Raw genomic sequence first — 14,488 nt, 5'->3', positions numbered from 1 at the left:
GCAACCTCTTGATTTTGCTTGCCTGTTGCGCACTCTAAAATAATTTGAGCACGCTCGACCAGTCGACGCTCGGCACTATGACTGCGGACTATTTTTTCAAGCTGTTGTTTTTGTTCGGTGGTCAGTGTTATTTCTATCGCTTTTCTAGGCATAATGCCTAGTATAGCTGATATAATATATTATTTCTGCAATTAAATACTAGGTTGTTTGATCATTAGCAACAACGTCTTTCCGGGAGGGATTGCCGGAATCCTGAATACAAGGCTGTGTTCGGCGCTCGCTATCCATGGCATCTGGTTCTTGGCAATCCCTGCCGGAATGACGATTCTGAATGGTGCGTTCATTGAATATGACAAAGTAGAACTCAGCTGATTGATCTTTATAATCAGGAAAGTTTTTAAGCGACCTCGCCACGAACAAGCAGGTCGCCGCCTCCAGTCAGAATCAGGCATTCAATGCGCTGCTGATTTTTCTTGATGCTGGCAGTGCTTATGCCAGTTCCATATCCTTTGTATATTTGCCGTAACGGGCTGCGCCGTTGAGTTTTGCTCGTTTATAAAGCGCCTTTTGTGCGGCCACTGTATTTCCCGGTTTGCCTTGCCAGGCTTCAAGTACCGGTTGCTGCAGTGCCCGCCCGTATGAAAAGCTTAAATGCCAGGGCGCATTGCCGGCGATTGCATTCATCGCATTTAGATTGGTCGTGGCTTCTTCCGGCGTCTGCCCCCCGGAAAGAAAGTTGATGCTGGGAACAGCCGCAGGAACTGAGCGACGCAGTTCAATCAGCGTTTTTTCTGCAATTTCATCAGGGCTGGCCCGATAGCCTGAATCCTTGCCCGGTACGACCATGCTGGGCTTGAGCAGGATATATTCCAGTTCGACATGGTGTCGATGTAAAGCATGAAATACGGCAAGTTGAACAATTTCGATGACTTCCATGCAGCGATCGATTGAGTGACTGCCATCCAGCAATACTTCGGGTTCGACGATAGGCACTATGCCCAGTGACTGGCAAACAGCCGCATAGCGGGCCAGAACTTCTGCATTGGTTGCTATGCCTGCCTGGGTTGGATTATCCGGGCTGATTGAATAAACTTCACGCCATTTGGCAAATCGAGCGCCTTGGGTTTTATAGCCTATCAGGCGGTCGGTCAACCCGTCCAAACCTTGCGTAACCACATCACCCGGCGCATTGATCAACGGCATGGTGCCTTTATCTACTTTTATGCCGGGGACAATGCCTTGGGCTGCAGCGACGGCCGGTAGTCTCTTGCCGTCAACGGTAGTCTGTCCCAGGGTTTCCTCAAACAGGATCACCCCGCTAATGAATTCGCCTAATCCTGGGGTCGTCAGCAATAAGGCGCGATAATCACAACGATTGGCTTCGGTTGATTCCACATTGATTGCTTTAAAGCGTTTGATGATGGTAGGGGCACTTTCATCGGCCGCCAGTATTCCTTTTCCCGCAACGGCCAAGTCAGTAATCGTGTTTTGTAATTCTGTTTTTATAGACATTGTAAAGTCTCCTGTCTGAGCTTGGTTTCTTAAGCCAGAGAATTAAGCTAACTGTAAAACTGATCATTGATTTAGGATAATGTTTTACCTGATTAGCAAACTGCTTCAGCTAAACACCAAAAAGTCCGTCATGCTCGCAGGGATGCGGGCATCCAGTGCCATGGATGGCAAGCTTCGAGCTATCCATGCATCCTGGATTTCGGCAATCCCTGCTGAAATGACGACTTACGGGTCGCGCCTTTGAATTAGCTGAAACAACCTCTTCAAAGACTGGAAGGGGTTCGGTGGCTCGATTGACAGGTGTCGGCGTCAGGGATTGACGCCGTCAAGCCTTACACGGACGTATTCACGGCCTCCTGTCAGACGAGCCACCGAACCCCACAAACAGTCCTGCTAGTGGAAGTTATTTTATGCTTATTCCTTACTAATCACGATGTTTTAAGTAAACAAGGTTCATAACAGCTTTCTTTGCTCTTGACATCATCGCAGCACTCCCAGCACCTTCTGAAAAACAGACGTTTCTCGTTCAGATAGGAGCAACCTAAATTAGCAAGTTGTGTTTTGGTTATACTCGTAATTTTTACTGTTTACAATCAACAGAAAAATTGATTTTTTTATGAGTATTGTTGATGGATCAGACCTTATTTTGTTGAATAGAATATGTAAGGTGAAGCCTTGCATGTCAATTAATAAAGGGTTTATTGGCATGTGAAGATAAACCGGTTATAGTCGAAGGCTATCCATTCAAACTTCAGGAGAGACTTTAATGACTAGCACCGGAATCGATAATGAAGCCGTGATCAAAGTACTGAATAAAATTCTGGAAGCAGAGTTGGCAGGCGTTGTTCGTTATACACACTATGCGTTAATGATTGTTGGCTATAATCGCATCCCCATTGTTTCCTGGATGCGTAGTCAGGCGACTGAATCTCTGACTCATGCCAATGAAGCGGGCGAATTGATAACTTATTTGGGCGGCCACCCTTCTCTGGGTATAGGTACTCTGCTGGAAACGCATCGCCATGACATTGGCACCATTCTGACGGAATCACTTGAGCATGAAGCGCTGGCTTTAGCTGAATATACCAATCTGCTTGAACTGGTTAACGGGCATAACGTCCTGCTTGAGGAATATGCGCGTCGCATGATTGCTCAAGAAGAAATGCATTTGGGCGATGTGCGAAAAATGTTGACTAAACCCGGCGAATAATCTCAGATCTATTGTTTTGGTTTTGATCATCGGTAACCACCTGAACCGATGATCTTGCCGGAACAAGCCATTATTTTTATTACCATCAAAAAGGAAGTTAGATCATGCATGTTACATACGAACAAGCCGAATTGGCAATTGCCGCCGCAATTGCCGAATCAACAAAAATTGGCACTCAAATGTGTATTGCCGTTGTCGATTCCGGCGCCGATTTAAAAGCATTTACCCGAATGAATGGGGCCTGGGTCGGCAGTATCGATATTGCCATCAAAAAAGCGAAGACAGCGGTTTTCTTCGGCATGAATACAGGACAAATCGGCCAATTATCCCAGCCGGGTGGACCGCTTTACGGCATCGAACATTCCAATCAGGGCTTGATTACCTTTCCCGGCGGTGTGCCTATTGTCGATAAAGACGGCATATTAGTAGGTGCCATCGGCGTCAGCGGCAGTTCGGTAGAAAACGATCATCAAGTTGCAAAAGCCGGTGTGGATGTTATAGGCGTGGCGGATTTACCTTCCCATCCCTGGCGAACCTGAGTGCATTAGGCTTTTGGGCTCAGCGTGTCGATGAGTCAGAAGCCTAATTCATGCCCGCCTGAATGGGGCAGATTTTATGTCGCTTAAAATCCATTTATTTGTTGGCGGGGTATTTTGATGCCAATCAGCTTTTCGACCAGCAGCAAGACCGGATATTCGTCTTCTGAAACCAGTGACACCGCTTGTCCGTTTTGTCCTGCCCGGCCAGTTCTGCCAATTCTGTGGACATAATCACTGGAAGAGCGGGGTAACTCGAAATTGACCACATGCGGCAGCTGGGCGATATCGATTCCTCTGGCGGCAACATCGGTGGCTACCAATACCCGGATTTCTCCGGCTTTAAAACCTGCCAGCGCACTGGTACGGGCTCCCTGGCTTTTGTCGCCGTGAATTGCTGCGGCTTTGATCCGTGCGGCGTTAAGTTTTTCTGTGAGTCTGTTCGCGCCATGCTTGGAGCTGGTAAACACCAGCACTTGCTGCCAATTATTGGTTTTAACCAAATGAGTCAACAAGGCCGTTTTTGAGGTTTTATTCACGGTATAAACAAGTTGATCGATTGTTTCGGCGGCTATGTTTTCAGGGTCGACATTGATTTTTACCGGATTAACCAGTAAATCGCGGGTGAGTTTTTTGATGTCACTGGAAAACGTGGCTGAAAACAGCAGGTTTTGACGTTTTTTAGGCAGTAACGCTAATAGTTTATCGATATCTTTGCTAAAACCCATGTCCAGCATTTTATCGGCTTCGTCCAATACCAAAATTTCAACTTTATTCAGTCTGACTGCATTTTGATTGACCAGATCCAGTAATCGCCCTGGGGTAGCGGTCAATATATCGACGCCGCCTCGTAAGCGCATCATTTGAGGATTGATTTTTACGCCGCCAAAAACCACTTCGGATTTTAAGCGTGGATTTTGATGCTCGCCGTATTGCTTAACGGACTCGCCCACTTGTGCGGCTAGTTCCCGGGTCGGCGTTAAAATTAATGCGCGTAAAGGCCGATTACGGCTATACGTTGTTTGCGCCATGCGCTGCAAAATGGGTAACGTGAACCCGGCCGTTTTACCCGTGCCGGTTTGCGCGGAGGCAAGTAAATCTCGCCCTTTTAAAATGGCGGGGATAGCCTGAAGCTGAACCGGTGTGGGTGTTGTATAGCCGGCATCTTTGATGGCTTGCATTAGCTCTTCTGACAACCCGAAGCTGGAAAATGGCATTAAGGATCTCGTTGAGGATGGGGTTGTGGCGGTGGGCGAAGGTTATCGCTTGGAATAGTTCGATATTTTCAGTTTTTGTGGATCAGATAATTATCATTAGTAGATAAGAGCCCAGATAAGTCACCAGAAAATAGCCGCTTGCCAGCAATAACGACAATAAGCTATTGACGATTAAAATCCGTTTAATCAGATAAGTAATAATGGCTACATCCCAAATAATCAGCACGAACATCAGGTAATAGCTCAATAAATCGTCTGTTGATGTGAGCCATACGACAACCGGCAAGCCAAATGATGCCACTATGTTTTCGCAAAGCAAAAAACTGCTGGCCGCCGCTATAAATCCAGGCATTGCATTTTTATAGCGAAGCAGGCATGCAACAAAAAGCAAAGTCAGGACTGTTTCTACGGCGACACCGATCATTGCCTCAAGCGGGTCTGTCACATTGGCTTGAATAAAAAGCTCTATCAGTATGTAAAAATAAAGATTTTTTTGGAAAAAACTGACCGAACGAGGTAATTCAAGAGGGTTATTTCTGAATAGACAGAGTTGAGCGTAAAGTTTTAAATTTTCCATAATTTACACAAGCCAGTTGCAACAGTTAAATACTTGGAGTTTGACCCGCAATAACCTCTCGAACCGAAGTCATCTGTAGGGGCGAATGGATTCGCTCCTACTAAAAACTCAATAATCGGGACGTTATTTTAAGCCCTATCCTTAACGGGTCGTATTGTCCGGGTTGGTTTCCGGGGGGCGGTTCGGAAACAGGCGTGATCGTGAAGTCGTTGGCGTCACAGGCGCTGCAGATTCTGGCGTAGGAGCAGGTGTAGGAGTAGGTGTAGGTGTAGGTGTAGGTGTAGGAGAAATCACCGGTGCCGGTGGTGGTGGTGCCGCTGCCGTTTCTCTGGGTATGAACGCGTTAACGCTCATTGTGACGGGGGACGGGCTTTCCTCCCCATACACTTGCACGCGATCATTCATCGACAGAACTAATTCTCGGCTCAAAGCAGTTAATTTGTTAAGTCGGGCTTTCATTTCCTTATTCCAGCCGACGGGTGTCGTTGACGGTAACAACATGCGCATTGAGGTCAGGCTTTTTTCAAAAACGGCAGATAAATTTTCCATAATATTCAGCTCTTTTTGCCGGTCATTCAGGCGGCCAATAATCAGTTTAGCTTGTAGCTTGCTTATGCCGATATGGACGGGGATCATGAAGCCGGTCAGCGCGACCAGAAAAAGAGGCCCAATGATAGGGTCAAAAAGCATGGCAAAAAAGCCAATCTGGATTTCGGCGAAAAGCATTAATGTGGCTATAAAACCTAAAATAAGCAGGCTTGAAAATGTACACCGCTCTTTCCATAGAACGGTTGCTTCAACAATTTCCGGTATGAATACATCATGGATATCGCGAATGTTTTTTTCCAGGGTGTTCATGATCCGGTAGTTGCGGTAGAGTCCAATCGTATTGATACGTTGATTTAAAATACTGATAGAAGGTGCGTTGACAGGGTCAAACAGGCTGGTTTGACTCGATAGTCCAATAAAATCAGTAGTTTTTATTCCGAGTTCATCAAGCTTTCTTTGCCAAGGACTCATGTCCAGCTTGCTGGAAGGAGGCTGATCGATAATGTAGATAAATTTGTTGGAATCTTGCTGTTCAACAATAGTTCGGACTATTTCTTCAATCGCTTCAGGCTCGGCATTAAACGAATCGGCAAAGACCAGCACGAGATCGGAGATGTCGATAGTGTGTTTTGCCAGTAAGTTGAAAACGGGTTTTGGAACGGTGTTTTCAGTCAAATGGGGCAACTGAATAAATAATTTGTCTTTGAGCCTGTCATTGCTAATCGTTTTTAATTCAAGAAACGCATTGATTTGCTGGCTGCTGCCTGGACTTGCGCGGTCAATCTCTTTACTTATCGAGTGAAAAGGCAGACGGTGATCGGCATCCAGTGCGGTACCGGGAAGAATGACATCATTACTGGGACTGCAATATTGCATGACTGCAAATTTGTGCCGAGTTGTTTGTGCGCCCATTCTGGCTTGATGAATATCAATATATTCCTGAATGAATCGGGAGGCCGCCTGGGTATTTCCGCCAATAATGCTGATAATCGGCCACCAGCTTGTCTTGGTGGCGGTGGTGTCTTCGTCATCAATTAAGCCAAGGTCATACTCGATCTGATCCAGTTCATGAAACACCTTAACCGCTTCATGCAATGTCGGATTGTCCTGTGCAAATTGTTTTTCAATCCCGGCCAAGTGTTTTCTAAGTGTTTTTTTTGTCATCAGACTGAGCTCACGGTTAATTAATGGGACGTAGACAAATTATTTAAGTGGCTGATTTTACATACTTCGTGTCAGGATAAAGGCATTATTAAAGTTTTAAAATGAATTCAGGTCAGCATAGTCGAAAGATTTCTCAATTTAAGCGGTAGCATGATACTGAATACCGGGGTTAAATGATCTACCAATAACTATTTTTGGCTGACGCATTTTATAATGCTTTCTAATTGTGGTTGGCAATATAAAAAGTAGCGATGATTTTACAACTCATAGTGTCAATTCTTCAAAATCTAACTGGAATGACCCCTCTTTTAGCATCAATAAACTCATTTTCAGCCATTCCCAATTTAATAATAAAAAAGGATGAGGTAAGCTTTGCGGGGTGTCCGCAGCAGGGATGCTGTCGTCAAGCGCCTATGTATGCATCATCGGCTTTGTTGCAAAAGTCCATTCTTGACGGTAAAAAGCTGTATTTTAAAAAATGTAAAGTTTACAAGAGTGAGTATACTTTTTTAAAAATAGGGTGTGATAACAATCGTTTGGCATCTACTCAATAGGGGTTTTTATCCTAATTTGCAAAGCAGCAGTTCATGCCCCCGCGCTATGGATAACATTTTTTTATACGATTTACTGATTTTTTAATGATGGTATTTTGATGAGAGAACGAAAAACGATGTTTGCTGTTCGTGTTTTGTTTTGTATGCCGCTTTTGTTGTGTAGTTGTCAGGGGGTGTTGACCGGGCAGTATGGTGAATACAGTCAGTCTCGAGAAGAGTTTACCTTATACGTAGAGGACGTTTTTCGGTTACAGAATCAGTTAACGACAGAGGTCATGATGCTGGGCGGAGTTGATGACTCCGATGAATATGATGCCCTACTGCAAGCCGAACAAAACATGCATACCATCTGTGATCCACTTAATGAGTATGCAACCAACGAGATTGACGGGGCCTCGATAAGTTATTTTCTGAGAAGACGTGTGGAGCGTTCCGCTGTAGCCTGTGAACGAGCAGCCAAAGAGGTGGGGGCTAAATTAAAACAATTAACCTCCGATTGATTCTGCTTGGTTTATTATCTTTCTGTGTGAATGACTGCACACTAAGCCTTTCGGGGTTTATCATATGGCTTGATACAACTTCCCGATGATTGGAATTTCTTGTAAGGCGATTGAAATTGCCTTACTGATCAATTTGGGGCGTTATTTTGAGCCAATCTTTAACCTATCAGGTTTACAGAGAGGAACCAAGGCGCCCATAATTGGTGCACTTTAATTCCTATTCGTTCCGCTATGAAAAAATACTACATTGGTCTTTCCGTGACCTATCATGATCCTGGTTTGGCAATTGTTGATGACAACGGCGAAGTCTTGTTTGCCGAGGCTACCGAGCGCTATTTACAGAGTAAAAGAGCGATCAATTGTGAGCCGGATCAGTTGAACTGGATAAGCGATGTACTGGACAGCTATTGCAGTTTCCCCTGCGAATTGGTAATTGCGACCAACTGGCGTAAAAAAAGACCGCATTATGAGCGGCTGATCAGTGGCTTGGGGCTGTTGACAGCAAAAGGGCTGCTTAAAAAGGATCTGAAAAAGCTCCGTTCTCCTTTGGAAAATTACAAACTGCATCATATGATCGCTTGCCAACACAGCAGCTACCTTAAAACAGGGCTGAATCTGGTCAGGCGCTTGAAGGAGTTTCACCCCGATTGCCCGGTTTCCTTTCTGGATTTTGATCATCATTTGACACATGCCGCGATGGCCTCTTACAGCAGTCCTTTCAGCAACGCTGCTTGTGCTGTTATCGATTCTTATGGCGAGAACGGTTCCATGGCTTTTTACCGATACCATCATGGTAAATTGGATCGCATCCATGAAACACGGGGTGTCGGCAGTCTGGGGTTTTTTTATATGAAAATTACCGAGCTGTGCGGATTTGACTGGTTGAAAGGCGAGGAATGGAAAGTCATGGGGCTGGCCGCATACGGCAAACTGGATCAAAAACTCTATGACTTGCTTAAAGATACGCTGGCCGTTGACGGTTTTGACTTTGCCGTGCAGCCGCAACACTTTTTTGACCTGCTGGAGGCCTTGAATGCGTACCAGCAAAAAGAGAAAGATGCGCTAAAGAAAGCGGCCGATCTGGCATTTACCGGCCAGTATTTTTTTGCAGAACTGATGACGCAAATTCTGAATCATTTGAAAGCCGTGACCGGTGAAGACAATCTGGTTTTGGCCGGCGGCTGTGCGCTTAATTCGTCTTATAACGGGCAGATTACGGAACGAACCGGTTTTAAGCAGGCTCATATTCCATCGGCCCCAGCCGATGACGGCACCGCACTGGGTGCGGCTTGGCTGGCTTATCACCGCAAACCTATAAAATCGGATAAGCCGCCCCAGTTGTTGACCCCTTATTTGGGTTCACGTATCAGCAACGAAGCCATCAATCGGCTGATTCAGTACAACCGATCGCTTGATATTCGGCACTTACCTGATAGTCTCTGTGAAGAAACAGCTCAATTGCTGGCATCCGGTGCCATTGTCGGCTGGGTTCAGGACCGGGCGGAATTTGGTCCCAGATCCTTGGGTAATCGTTCTATTCTGGCAGATCCTCGGGGTTCCGGCATGAAAGATACCATCAATCAGCACATCAAATTCCGGGAATATTTTCGCCCTTTTGCTCCCTCGGTGCTTCATGAATACGGCCCTGAGTATTTTGAAAATTATCAAGAATCACCTTATATGGATAAAACTCTGACCATCAAACCTACTATGCGCGAGCGTATTGCGGCGACCGCTCATGTTGATGGGACCGGGCGGCTGCAAACGGTCAAAGAGCATTGGAATCCGCGTTTTTACAGGTTAATCAGTCATTTTCATGCGCTCACCGGTGTGCCGGTGCTGCTCAATACCAGTTTTAACGTAATGGGCAAGCCTTTAATCCACAGTCTTGAGGATGCTGTTTCGGTATTTTTGACGACGGGGCTGGATGCTTTGGTCATTGATGATTATCTCATCACCAAACCTCATGACCGAATCCACTGAGCATCCATTTTATCCTTTGCCTCATGACAAGTGGCTTGCAGGGGATAAAGCCGGTGAGTCTGATATCAATTCAAGAGATTTATTTCATGCCTTGATCACTATCGGCAGCCATTATGATTGGCTACCGGATAGCAAACGTTTTTTGGTCAAGCATTTACGCAGGGTTGAAAAGCAGTATGAGTCCTCTCTAACGCCATTTAAAGAAGCTGACAGTTTTGCAGACTCGGCCGCGGGTCACTTCCATGGGACAGACTTAGCTGAACTGACACCCCTATCAAATGTTGCAGGCTTTAGGCTGGCGCTGATACAAGCGGCTCCGGTTATGCTGACTGAGCCTTGCTGGCTCAAGTCAATCTCTCAGGTTGCAAGCTGCCAATCCGAGTTGGCGGCAGGTTTGACAAGTATCTATTTGTCATTAAATGGCCTTGGAACGGCGGAGCAGCCTTTAGCAAAGCTTTATCAGTCCTTGATGATGAATCAATCCGTGACGTTGCCGGCGCTCTATTCGCTCAGTTTCGTCCAAACCCCCGAAATACTCGATGAAGCCTTTCAGCTGGCTTCTCTGCAGCTGGCTTTTTCACAGTTCCCCCGCACTTTTTTACCGGAAATCCTGGGCTTTAGTCTGGCTTATTGTCAACGTATGACGGGTATCGAAAAACAAGTAATCGCATATTCAGACGCGCTGGGTAAGCATTATTTTTCGTACCGTCGAAACCGGCTCCGGATGCAGTTATCCCCCTTGCTCAAGTGTATCTCGGATTACCTTGGACTTTTGACCGGTCAAGATGAGCTCCAGATGCAGGTCTGGCGAAGAATGCAATGCGGCTATTTTCTATCTATTGATTCTGCGGATAAATTAAGCGAGGCCGGTCAATTTCAAAGTCTGGCTAATAGTTCCGTACCAGATGCCTTGAAGGCGTTATTGAGCCGAAAGGCCAAAGCAGCTCAAGGCCATCACGGCCGGATCCAGCTAGGAGGAAAGCCGTTGGATCAATGGTTTGCTGAATCACCTTTTGACGCAGACGGATTTTTAAATGCGGTCAAAGCATCGCGGTATTTCAACGCCCAGGATCCAGGCAGCAGCGAACTGTTAAAGCTGTTTTCGTTTGAAGGTCCGATGTTCGGTGTCATGACGGCTGACGAAACAGCGTTGTTAAAAGCCTGGCTGATGGATGAACCGCTTGGGGTTGTGCCGGTTAAGCAAGCATTACCCCGGGTTGAAAGCAGAAAAGCCGGCAATCAAACAAGCCTCGTTGCGGGATCGCTTACCCATCGTGAATTGTTTTATCAATTGGTCAATATCGAGCACTACCCGGACAGCTTGTCCATCGCCAAACAGCACGCCCGGCAGTTAGTGAATAGCGCGGGACGCTGGCATAAGCCAATACTTAACACCTATTCACACACCGCATTCGAATCATGGTTTGAAGCGTTCTATCAGCAGGAGATGTCGGGATACCGGCCATTGGCCGAGCCCCCTCGATTATCCAGGGAGGCCTATGTCTTTGGCATTGAACAATTTGCACCGGCGATTTTGACCGACGGTTGCTGGCTGCAGCAATGCGGGCAACTGGATTTCTTGCCCTTCAAATCCATAGGCGAAAAGCTTCAGATTATTTTTTACGATGAGATAGGCGCAGGCATCAGGCAGCAGAACCATCCTTACATTTACGACCGGTTGTTGAAAAGTCTGGATATTCGCCTGCCGCCAGTGCAAAGCAAGGCATTCAGTGAGTATCCCGGTTTTATTGACACTGCCTTTGATTTGCCGGTATTCATGATGTCGCTGGGTTTTTACCCGGCTGAATTTTTACCTGAATTGCTGGGTCTTAATTTGGCGATTGAACTCAGCGGATTGGGCAAGACCTATTTGCGTTTAGCCGATGAGCTGCAATTTTGGGGAATTGATCCGGCAATCGTAAAGTTGCACGTCACTATTGATAACACCTGTACCGGTCATGCCGCAATTGCGAAAGAAGCCATTCAGTCTTATCTGGATGACATCGTTGCCGGTTCTGACGCACAAACCCAACAAAACCATTGGCTGCGTATTTCGGCAGGATATGCCTCTTTAAATACCGCAACCCGCTGGTTTAAATGGGCATTAGTCATTCGTTATCTGAGTATGAAACTGCCCCTGCAACATTTCTCAACTCCCAGTTTGTCTCGCTAGGTTTCCTGACATCATGAATTCACGACTCAGCAGTTTATTGAGCCTCATATTTCCTATCACATCGCTGCTTTTTCTTAATTCAGGATCGCATTCTGCTCCGGAAGCGTTGTTGTGGACGATGCCTTTCTGGCTGGTATTGGCCGCTGACTGGTTAAGCCCGTCAATGAAACCCCTGTCGGTTAAAAACAGTCCGGAAGGCTTTTTTAATGGCCTGCTTTACGGATTGGCTTTTCTCCAATTTATAAACCTAGCCATGATGATCAGGTTTATCGGCGAGCTCACCTGGCTCACAACGCAGGACATCATGACCAGCGTCATCAACCTGCTGGTCGTTCGCTTTCTGGTAGGCACATCCTCTTGCTGTTCCGGCATTATTGTGGCGCACGAGCTGATTCATCGCGGCCGACCCCTGCAACGCTGGCTTGGCCGTCTGTTGCTGATGAGTGTTTGTTATGATCATTTTGCGGTTGCCCACAAACGCGGGCATCACAGTCATATCGGAACGCCGCACGATATTACCACGGCGCAACGTGATGAGAGTTTCAAGGCTTACTGGCGGCGTGTTGCCAAAGAGCACTTTCTCTATGCCTGGCGCTGCGAAAAGCGAAGGCTGGATAAAAAGAGCAGAGGGTTTTTACTCAATACAGTTTCAAACAAGGTATTGCAGGGTCTGTTAGTCGAATTGGCGGTCGTGGGTTTCATTTATGCTGAGTTTGGTCTTTTGTGTGCAGTGATGTTTTTGTATCAGGCTTACTCGGCGGTCCGCATGCTGGAGGCCGTCAACTACTTTCAGCATTGGGGATTAATTGAGGAAGAAACTCATCACGCCATTGCCTGGGTCAGTGATAGCTGGTTTTCTAACCTGCTGCTGTTAGGCTTGCCGTGTCACATTTGCCATCATCAGAATGCAACCGTGCAATTTCAGGATCTGGTTTATTACGAACAAGGTCCAAAAATGCCTTACGGTTACTTTGTTACGAATCTGTGGGTGCGACTGAGTAATACCTCGTTCAGGCAAAATGCAGCACTGCAATTGGAAAGTTACACGCGCAGGGGAGATTAGTCAGCGTATCAAGTCTGATTTAATTTTTCTTTTGCAAGCGGTTTACTCGTATTTTAAGAAATAGGGTTTTCGGAACAATCCAGAATTACTCTTTTCATACGGAAAACCGTTCGACTTAGTAAAAATTGCGCGGCATGGTTGTCGTGAACTTTTTACTGGGGCTGGACGTCTTGTTAAATGTTGCTGTTAGGATGAGTTTGCCCCTAATGAGTGGTGACTCCGGCTATCAATAAACGGCGGCTTTTAGTAAGATAACTAAAAATTTCTCTTTGATATAGGATCAGCTTAACAATGAAAAAATCAATATTCGGATTGGCTTTCGGCGTTTTGGCGCTCTCAGGCATTCAAATGACGGCACAGGCAGAGGCAAACCTTGAAGAAGGAAAAGTTGCCTTTGATACTTGCCGTGGCTGCCACAGCTCACCGGGATATAGCAACGCCTATCCTACCTTTTATGTGCCTAAAGTGGGCGGTCAACGTGCCGCTTATATCGCTTCTGCTTTACAAGCCTATAAGGAACAGAAGCGTCCACACGGCACTATGAAAGCCAATGCCAATGGCCTGACGGATAAAACCATAGAAAACATTGCAGCCTATCTTGAGGCCTCAAAAGCCAGCCCCAGCGCCAGTCCGGCTGATGGTGACGCCGACAAAGGCAAGGAACTGGCCCAAACGTGTTTGGGGTGTCATGCGGAAGGCCCCGATGCAGGTCCTGCTATTCCCCGTTTAGCGGGTCAATATGGTAACTATTTGGTCAAGGCGATGAAAGATTACCAAAGCGGCAAACGTAATAATGCGCTGATGCAATCGATGGTAAAAGATTTATCCGACCAAGATTTAACGGATTTATCGGCTTATTTTGCCAGTTTGAAAGGCCTGGTTACGGCTGAATAAAACATCCTTTCTGATCGTGGATTCCTCTGATGTGACAGGTTTCGGCCTGTCACTGCTACTAATCCCCTGTTTTATCTCTTTGAAACATTTTTAAGTCACACTTTTTGATCGACACCCTTGTGCGTTGGTTAATTCTGGTGCAAATCCGGATTATATTTTCCCTGATTTGGTGCGCTTTGGCCTTTACCATTGGCGTTGCGTGGCCATCATTTTTCTTTTGAGACAGTAAGACACGCCAAATGGCGGGCTCTTTGAGGCAGGAATAGAGAACTAGCAGGCTTGGGTTAATTCTGGCATAAGCATTGCTTTATCTAAACTAAATTTGTAAATGATTTCCATTTTTTAAGGCGATTGTCTTTGGGGCTTGGCGTCCTGTTTAAGTGATTACTTAGGCAGGGCGCCTTTTTTTGCTTTAAGGTAACTACTCGCCCGCTTGAAATAGAAGGTGTAGGTGATTGATTGAAAAGGCTTCTGCAACAGGGATGTTGCAGAGAGCTACAAGGATGTATTCATGCGTCCTTTGAAATCAAGCACCTACACCCAATAAAATAGGAAG

14 protein-coding genes are annotated in these 14,488 nt (G+C 46.2%); 10 read left to right on the top strand and 4 right to left on the bottom strand.

The window, feature by feature from the left end:
- Positions 1 to 207 precede the first annotated feature (207 nt).
- The gene (locus Q7V32_RS13665; protein WP_304897541.1) at positions 208 to 372 is read left to right on the top strand and encodes a hypothetical protein; all 165 of its coding nucleotides are present in this window, start codon (positions 208 to 210) and stop codon (positions 370 to 372) included.
- Positions 373 to 489: 117 nt separating this feature from the next.
- Here Q7V32_RS13665 and Q7V32_RS13660 read toward each other — a convergent pair whose 3' ends face one another.
- The gene (locus tag Q7V32_RS13660; RefSeq protein ID WP_304897540.1) at positions 490 to 1,512 is read right to left on the bottom strand and encodes a class I fructose-bisphosphate aldolase; all 1,023 of its coding nucleotides are present in this window, start codon (positions 1,510 to 1,512) and stop codon (positions 490 to 492) included.
- 79 nt (positions 1,513 to 1,591) lie between these two features.
- On the opposite strand from Q7V32_RS13660, the gene Q7V32_RS13655 reads away from it, so the two are divergent.
- The 3 genes from Q7V32_RS13655 (at position 1,592) to Q7V32_RS13645 (ending at position 3,261) form a co-directional block, all read left to right on the top strand.
- Positions 1,592 to 1,756 (top strand): hypothetical protein, encoded by a 165-nt coding sequence (locus tag Q7V32_RS13655; RefSeq protein ID WP_304897539.1) that lies wholly within the window; start codon positions 1,592 to 1,594, stop codon positions 1,754 to 1,756.
- 522 nt (positions 1,757 to 2,278) lie between these two features.
- On the top strand, positions 2,279 to 2,722 hold the full coding sequence (locus Q7V32_RS13650; protein ID WP_304897538.1) for a bacterioferritin: 444 nt from the start codon (positions 2,279 to 2,281) through the stop codon (positions 2,720 to 2,722).
- Positions 2,723 to 2,826: 104 nt separating this feature from the next.
- Positions 2,827 to 3,261 (top strand): heme-binding protein, encoded by a 435-nt coding sequence (locus Q7V32_RS13645; RefSeq protein ID WP_304897537.1) that lies wholly within the window; start codon positions 2,827 to 2,829, stop codon positions 3,259 to 3,261.
- Positions 3,262 to 3,344: 83 nt separating this feature from the next.
- On the opposite strand, the gene Q7V32_RS13640 is transcribed toward Q7V32_RS13645, so the two are convergent.
- The 3 genes from Q7V32_RS13640 to Q7V32_RS13630 all read right to left on the bottom strand — a co-directional run bounded on the left by Q7V32_RS13640 (position 3,345) and on the right by Q7V32_RS13630 (position 6,765).
- A complete protein-coding gene (locus Q7V32_RS13640; protein ID WP_304897536.1) occupies positions 3,345 to 4,475 on the bottom strand; it encodes a DEAD/DEAH box helicase in 1,131 nt (376 codons plus the stop codon).
- Between the two features lie 82 nt (positions 4,476 to 4,557).
- Positions 4,558 to 5,052 (bottom strand): hypothetical protein, encoded by a 495-nt coding sequence (locus tag Q7V32_RS13635; RefSeq protein ID WP_304897535.1) that lies wholly within the window; start codon positions 5,050 to 5,052, stop codon positions 4,558 to 4,560.
- A 141-nt stretch (positions 5,053 to 5,193) separates the two neighbouring features.
- Complete coding sequence (locus Q7V32_RS13630; protein WP_304897534.1) at positions 5,194 to 6,765, bottom strand: hypothetical protein; 1,572 nt, start codon at positions 6,763 to 6,765, stop codon at positions 5,194 to 5,196.
- A gap of 251 nt (positions 6,766 to 7,016) precedes the next feature.
- On the opposite strand from Q7V32_RS13630, the gene Q7V32_RS13625 reads away from it, so the two are divergent.
- From Q7V32_RS13625 to Q7V32_RS13600, 6 genes are all read left to right on the top strand, one after another.
- A complete protein-coding gene (locus Q7V32_RS13625) occupies positions 7,017 to 7,319 on the top strand; it encodes a hypothetical protein (protein ID WP_304897533.1) in 303 nt (100 codons plus the stop codon).
- 98 nt (positions 7,320 to 7,417) lie between these two features.
- Complete coding sequence (locus Q7V32_RS13620; protein ID WP_304897532.1) at positions 7,418 to 7,819, top strand: hypothetical protein; 402 nt, start codon at positions 7,418 to 7,420, stop codon at positions 7,817 to 7,819.
- A 231-nt stretch (positions 7,820 to 8,050) separates the two neighbouring features.
- The gene (locus Q7V32_RS13615) at positions 8,051 to 9,802 is read left to right on the top strand and encodes a carbamoyltransferase C-terminal domain-containing protein (protein WP_304897531.1); all 1,752 of its coding nucleotides are present in this window, start codon (positions 8,051 to 8,053) and stop codon (positions 9,800 to 9,802) included.
- The gene (locus Q7V32_RS13610) at positions 9,786 to 11,975 is read left to right on the top strand and encodes an iron-containing redox enzyme family protein (RefSeq protein WP_304897530.1); all 2,190 of its coding nucleotides are present in this window, start codon (positions 9,786 to 9,788) and stop codon (positions 11,973 to 11,975) included. The genes Q7V32_RS13615 and Q7V32_RS13610 overlap by 17 nt, the downstream gene beginning before the upstream one ends.
- 13 nt (positions 11,976 to 11,988) lie before the next feature.
- Positions 11,989 to 13,038, top strand: coding sequence for a fatty acid desaturase (locus Q7V32_RS13605; RefSeq protein WP_304897529.1), 1,050 nt, complete (start codon positions 11,989 to 11,991; stop codon positions 13,036 to 13,038).
- Positions 13,039 to 13,329: 291 nt separating this feature from the next.
- Positions 13,330 to 13,932 (top strand): cytochrome c, encoded by a 603-nt coding sequence (locus Q7V32_RS13600; RefSeq protein ID WP_304897528.1) that lies wholly within the window; start codon positions 13,330 to 13,332, stop codon positions 13,930 to 13,932.
- The last annotated feature ends 556 nt before the right edge of the window (positions 13,933 to 14,488 follow it).

The organism is Methylicorpusculum sp., from assembly GCF_030651835.1.
Classification (GTDB): domain Bacteria; phylum Pseudomonadota; class Gammaproteobacteria; order Methylococcales; family Methylomonadaceae; genus Methylicorpusculum.
Note: the sequence above shows the minus strand (reverse complement) of the source record. Positions and strands in the feature narration are given on the sequence as shown.

Excerpts from the sequence above, each read along its gene's own strand:
- Q7V32_RS13655 (WP_304897539.1), top strand. The coding sequence starts at position 1,592 with ATGTTTTACCTGATTAGCAAACTGCTTCAGCTAAACACCAAAAAGTCC.
- Q7V32_RS13630 (WP_304897534.1), bottom strand. The coding sequence starts at position 6,765 with ATGACAAAAAAAACACTTAGAAAACACTTGGCCGGGATTGAAAAACAA.
- Q7V32_RS13635 (WP_304897535.1), bottom strand. The coding sequence starts at position 5,052 with ATGGAAAATTTAAAACTTTACGCTCAACTCTGTCTATTCAGAAATAAC.
- Q7V32_RS13615 (WP_304897531.1), top strand. The coding sequence starts at position 8,051 with ATGAAAAAATACTACATTGGTCTTTCCGTGACCTATCATGATCCTGGT.
- Q7V32_RS13625 (WP_304897533.1), top strand. The coding sequence starts at position 7,017 with ATGATTTTACAACTCATAGTGTCAATTCTTCAAAATCTAACTGGAATG.
- Q7V32_RS13650 (WP_304897538.1), top strand. The coding sequence starts at position 2,279 with ATGACTAGCACCGGAATCGATAATGAAGCCGTGATCAAAGTACTGAAT.
- Q7V32_RS13610 (WP_304897530.1), top strand. The coding sequence starts at position 9,786 with ATGACCGAATCCACTGAGCATCCATTTTATCCTTTGCCTCATGACAAG.
- Q7V32_RS13600 (WP_304897528.1), top strand. The coding sequence starts at position 13,330 with ATGAAAAAATCAATATTCGGATTGGCTTTCGGCGTTTTGGCGCTCTCA.
- Q7V32_RS13620 (WP_304897532.1), top strand. The coding sequence starts at position 7,418 with ATGAGAGAACGAAAAACGATGTTTGCTGTTCGTGTTTTGTTTTGTATG.
- Q7V32_RS13660 (WP_304897540.1), bottom strand. The coding sequence starts at position 1,512 with ATGTCTATAAAAACAGAATTACAAAACACGATTACTGACTTGGCCGTT.
- Q7V32_RS13645 (WP_304897537.1), top strand. The coding sequence starts at position 2,827 with ATGCATGTTACATACGAACAAGCCGAATTGGCAATTGCCGCCGCAATT.
- Q7V32_RS13605 (WP_304897529.1), top strand. The coding sequence starts at position 11,989 with ATGAATTCACGACTCAGCAGTTTATTGAGCCTCATATTTCCTATCACA.
- Q7V32_RS13640 (WP_304897536.1), bottom strand. The coding sequence starts at position 4,475 with ATGCCATTTTCCAGCTTCGGGTTGTCAGAAGAGCTAATGCAAGCCATC.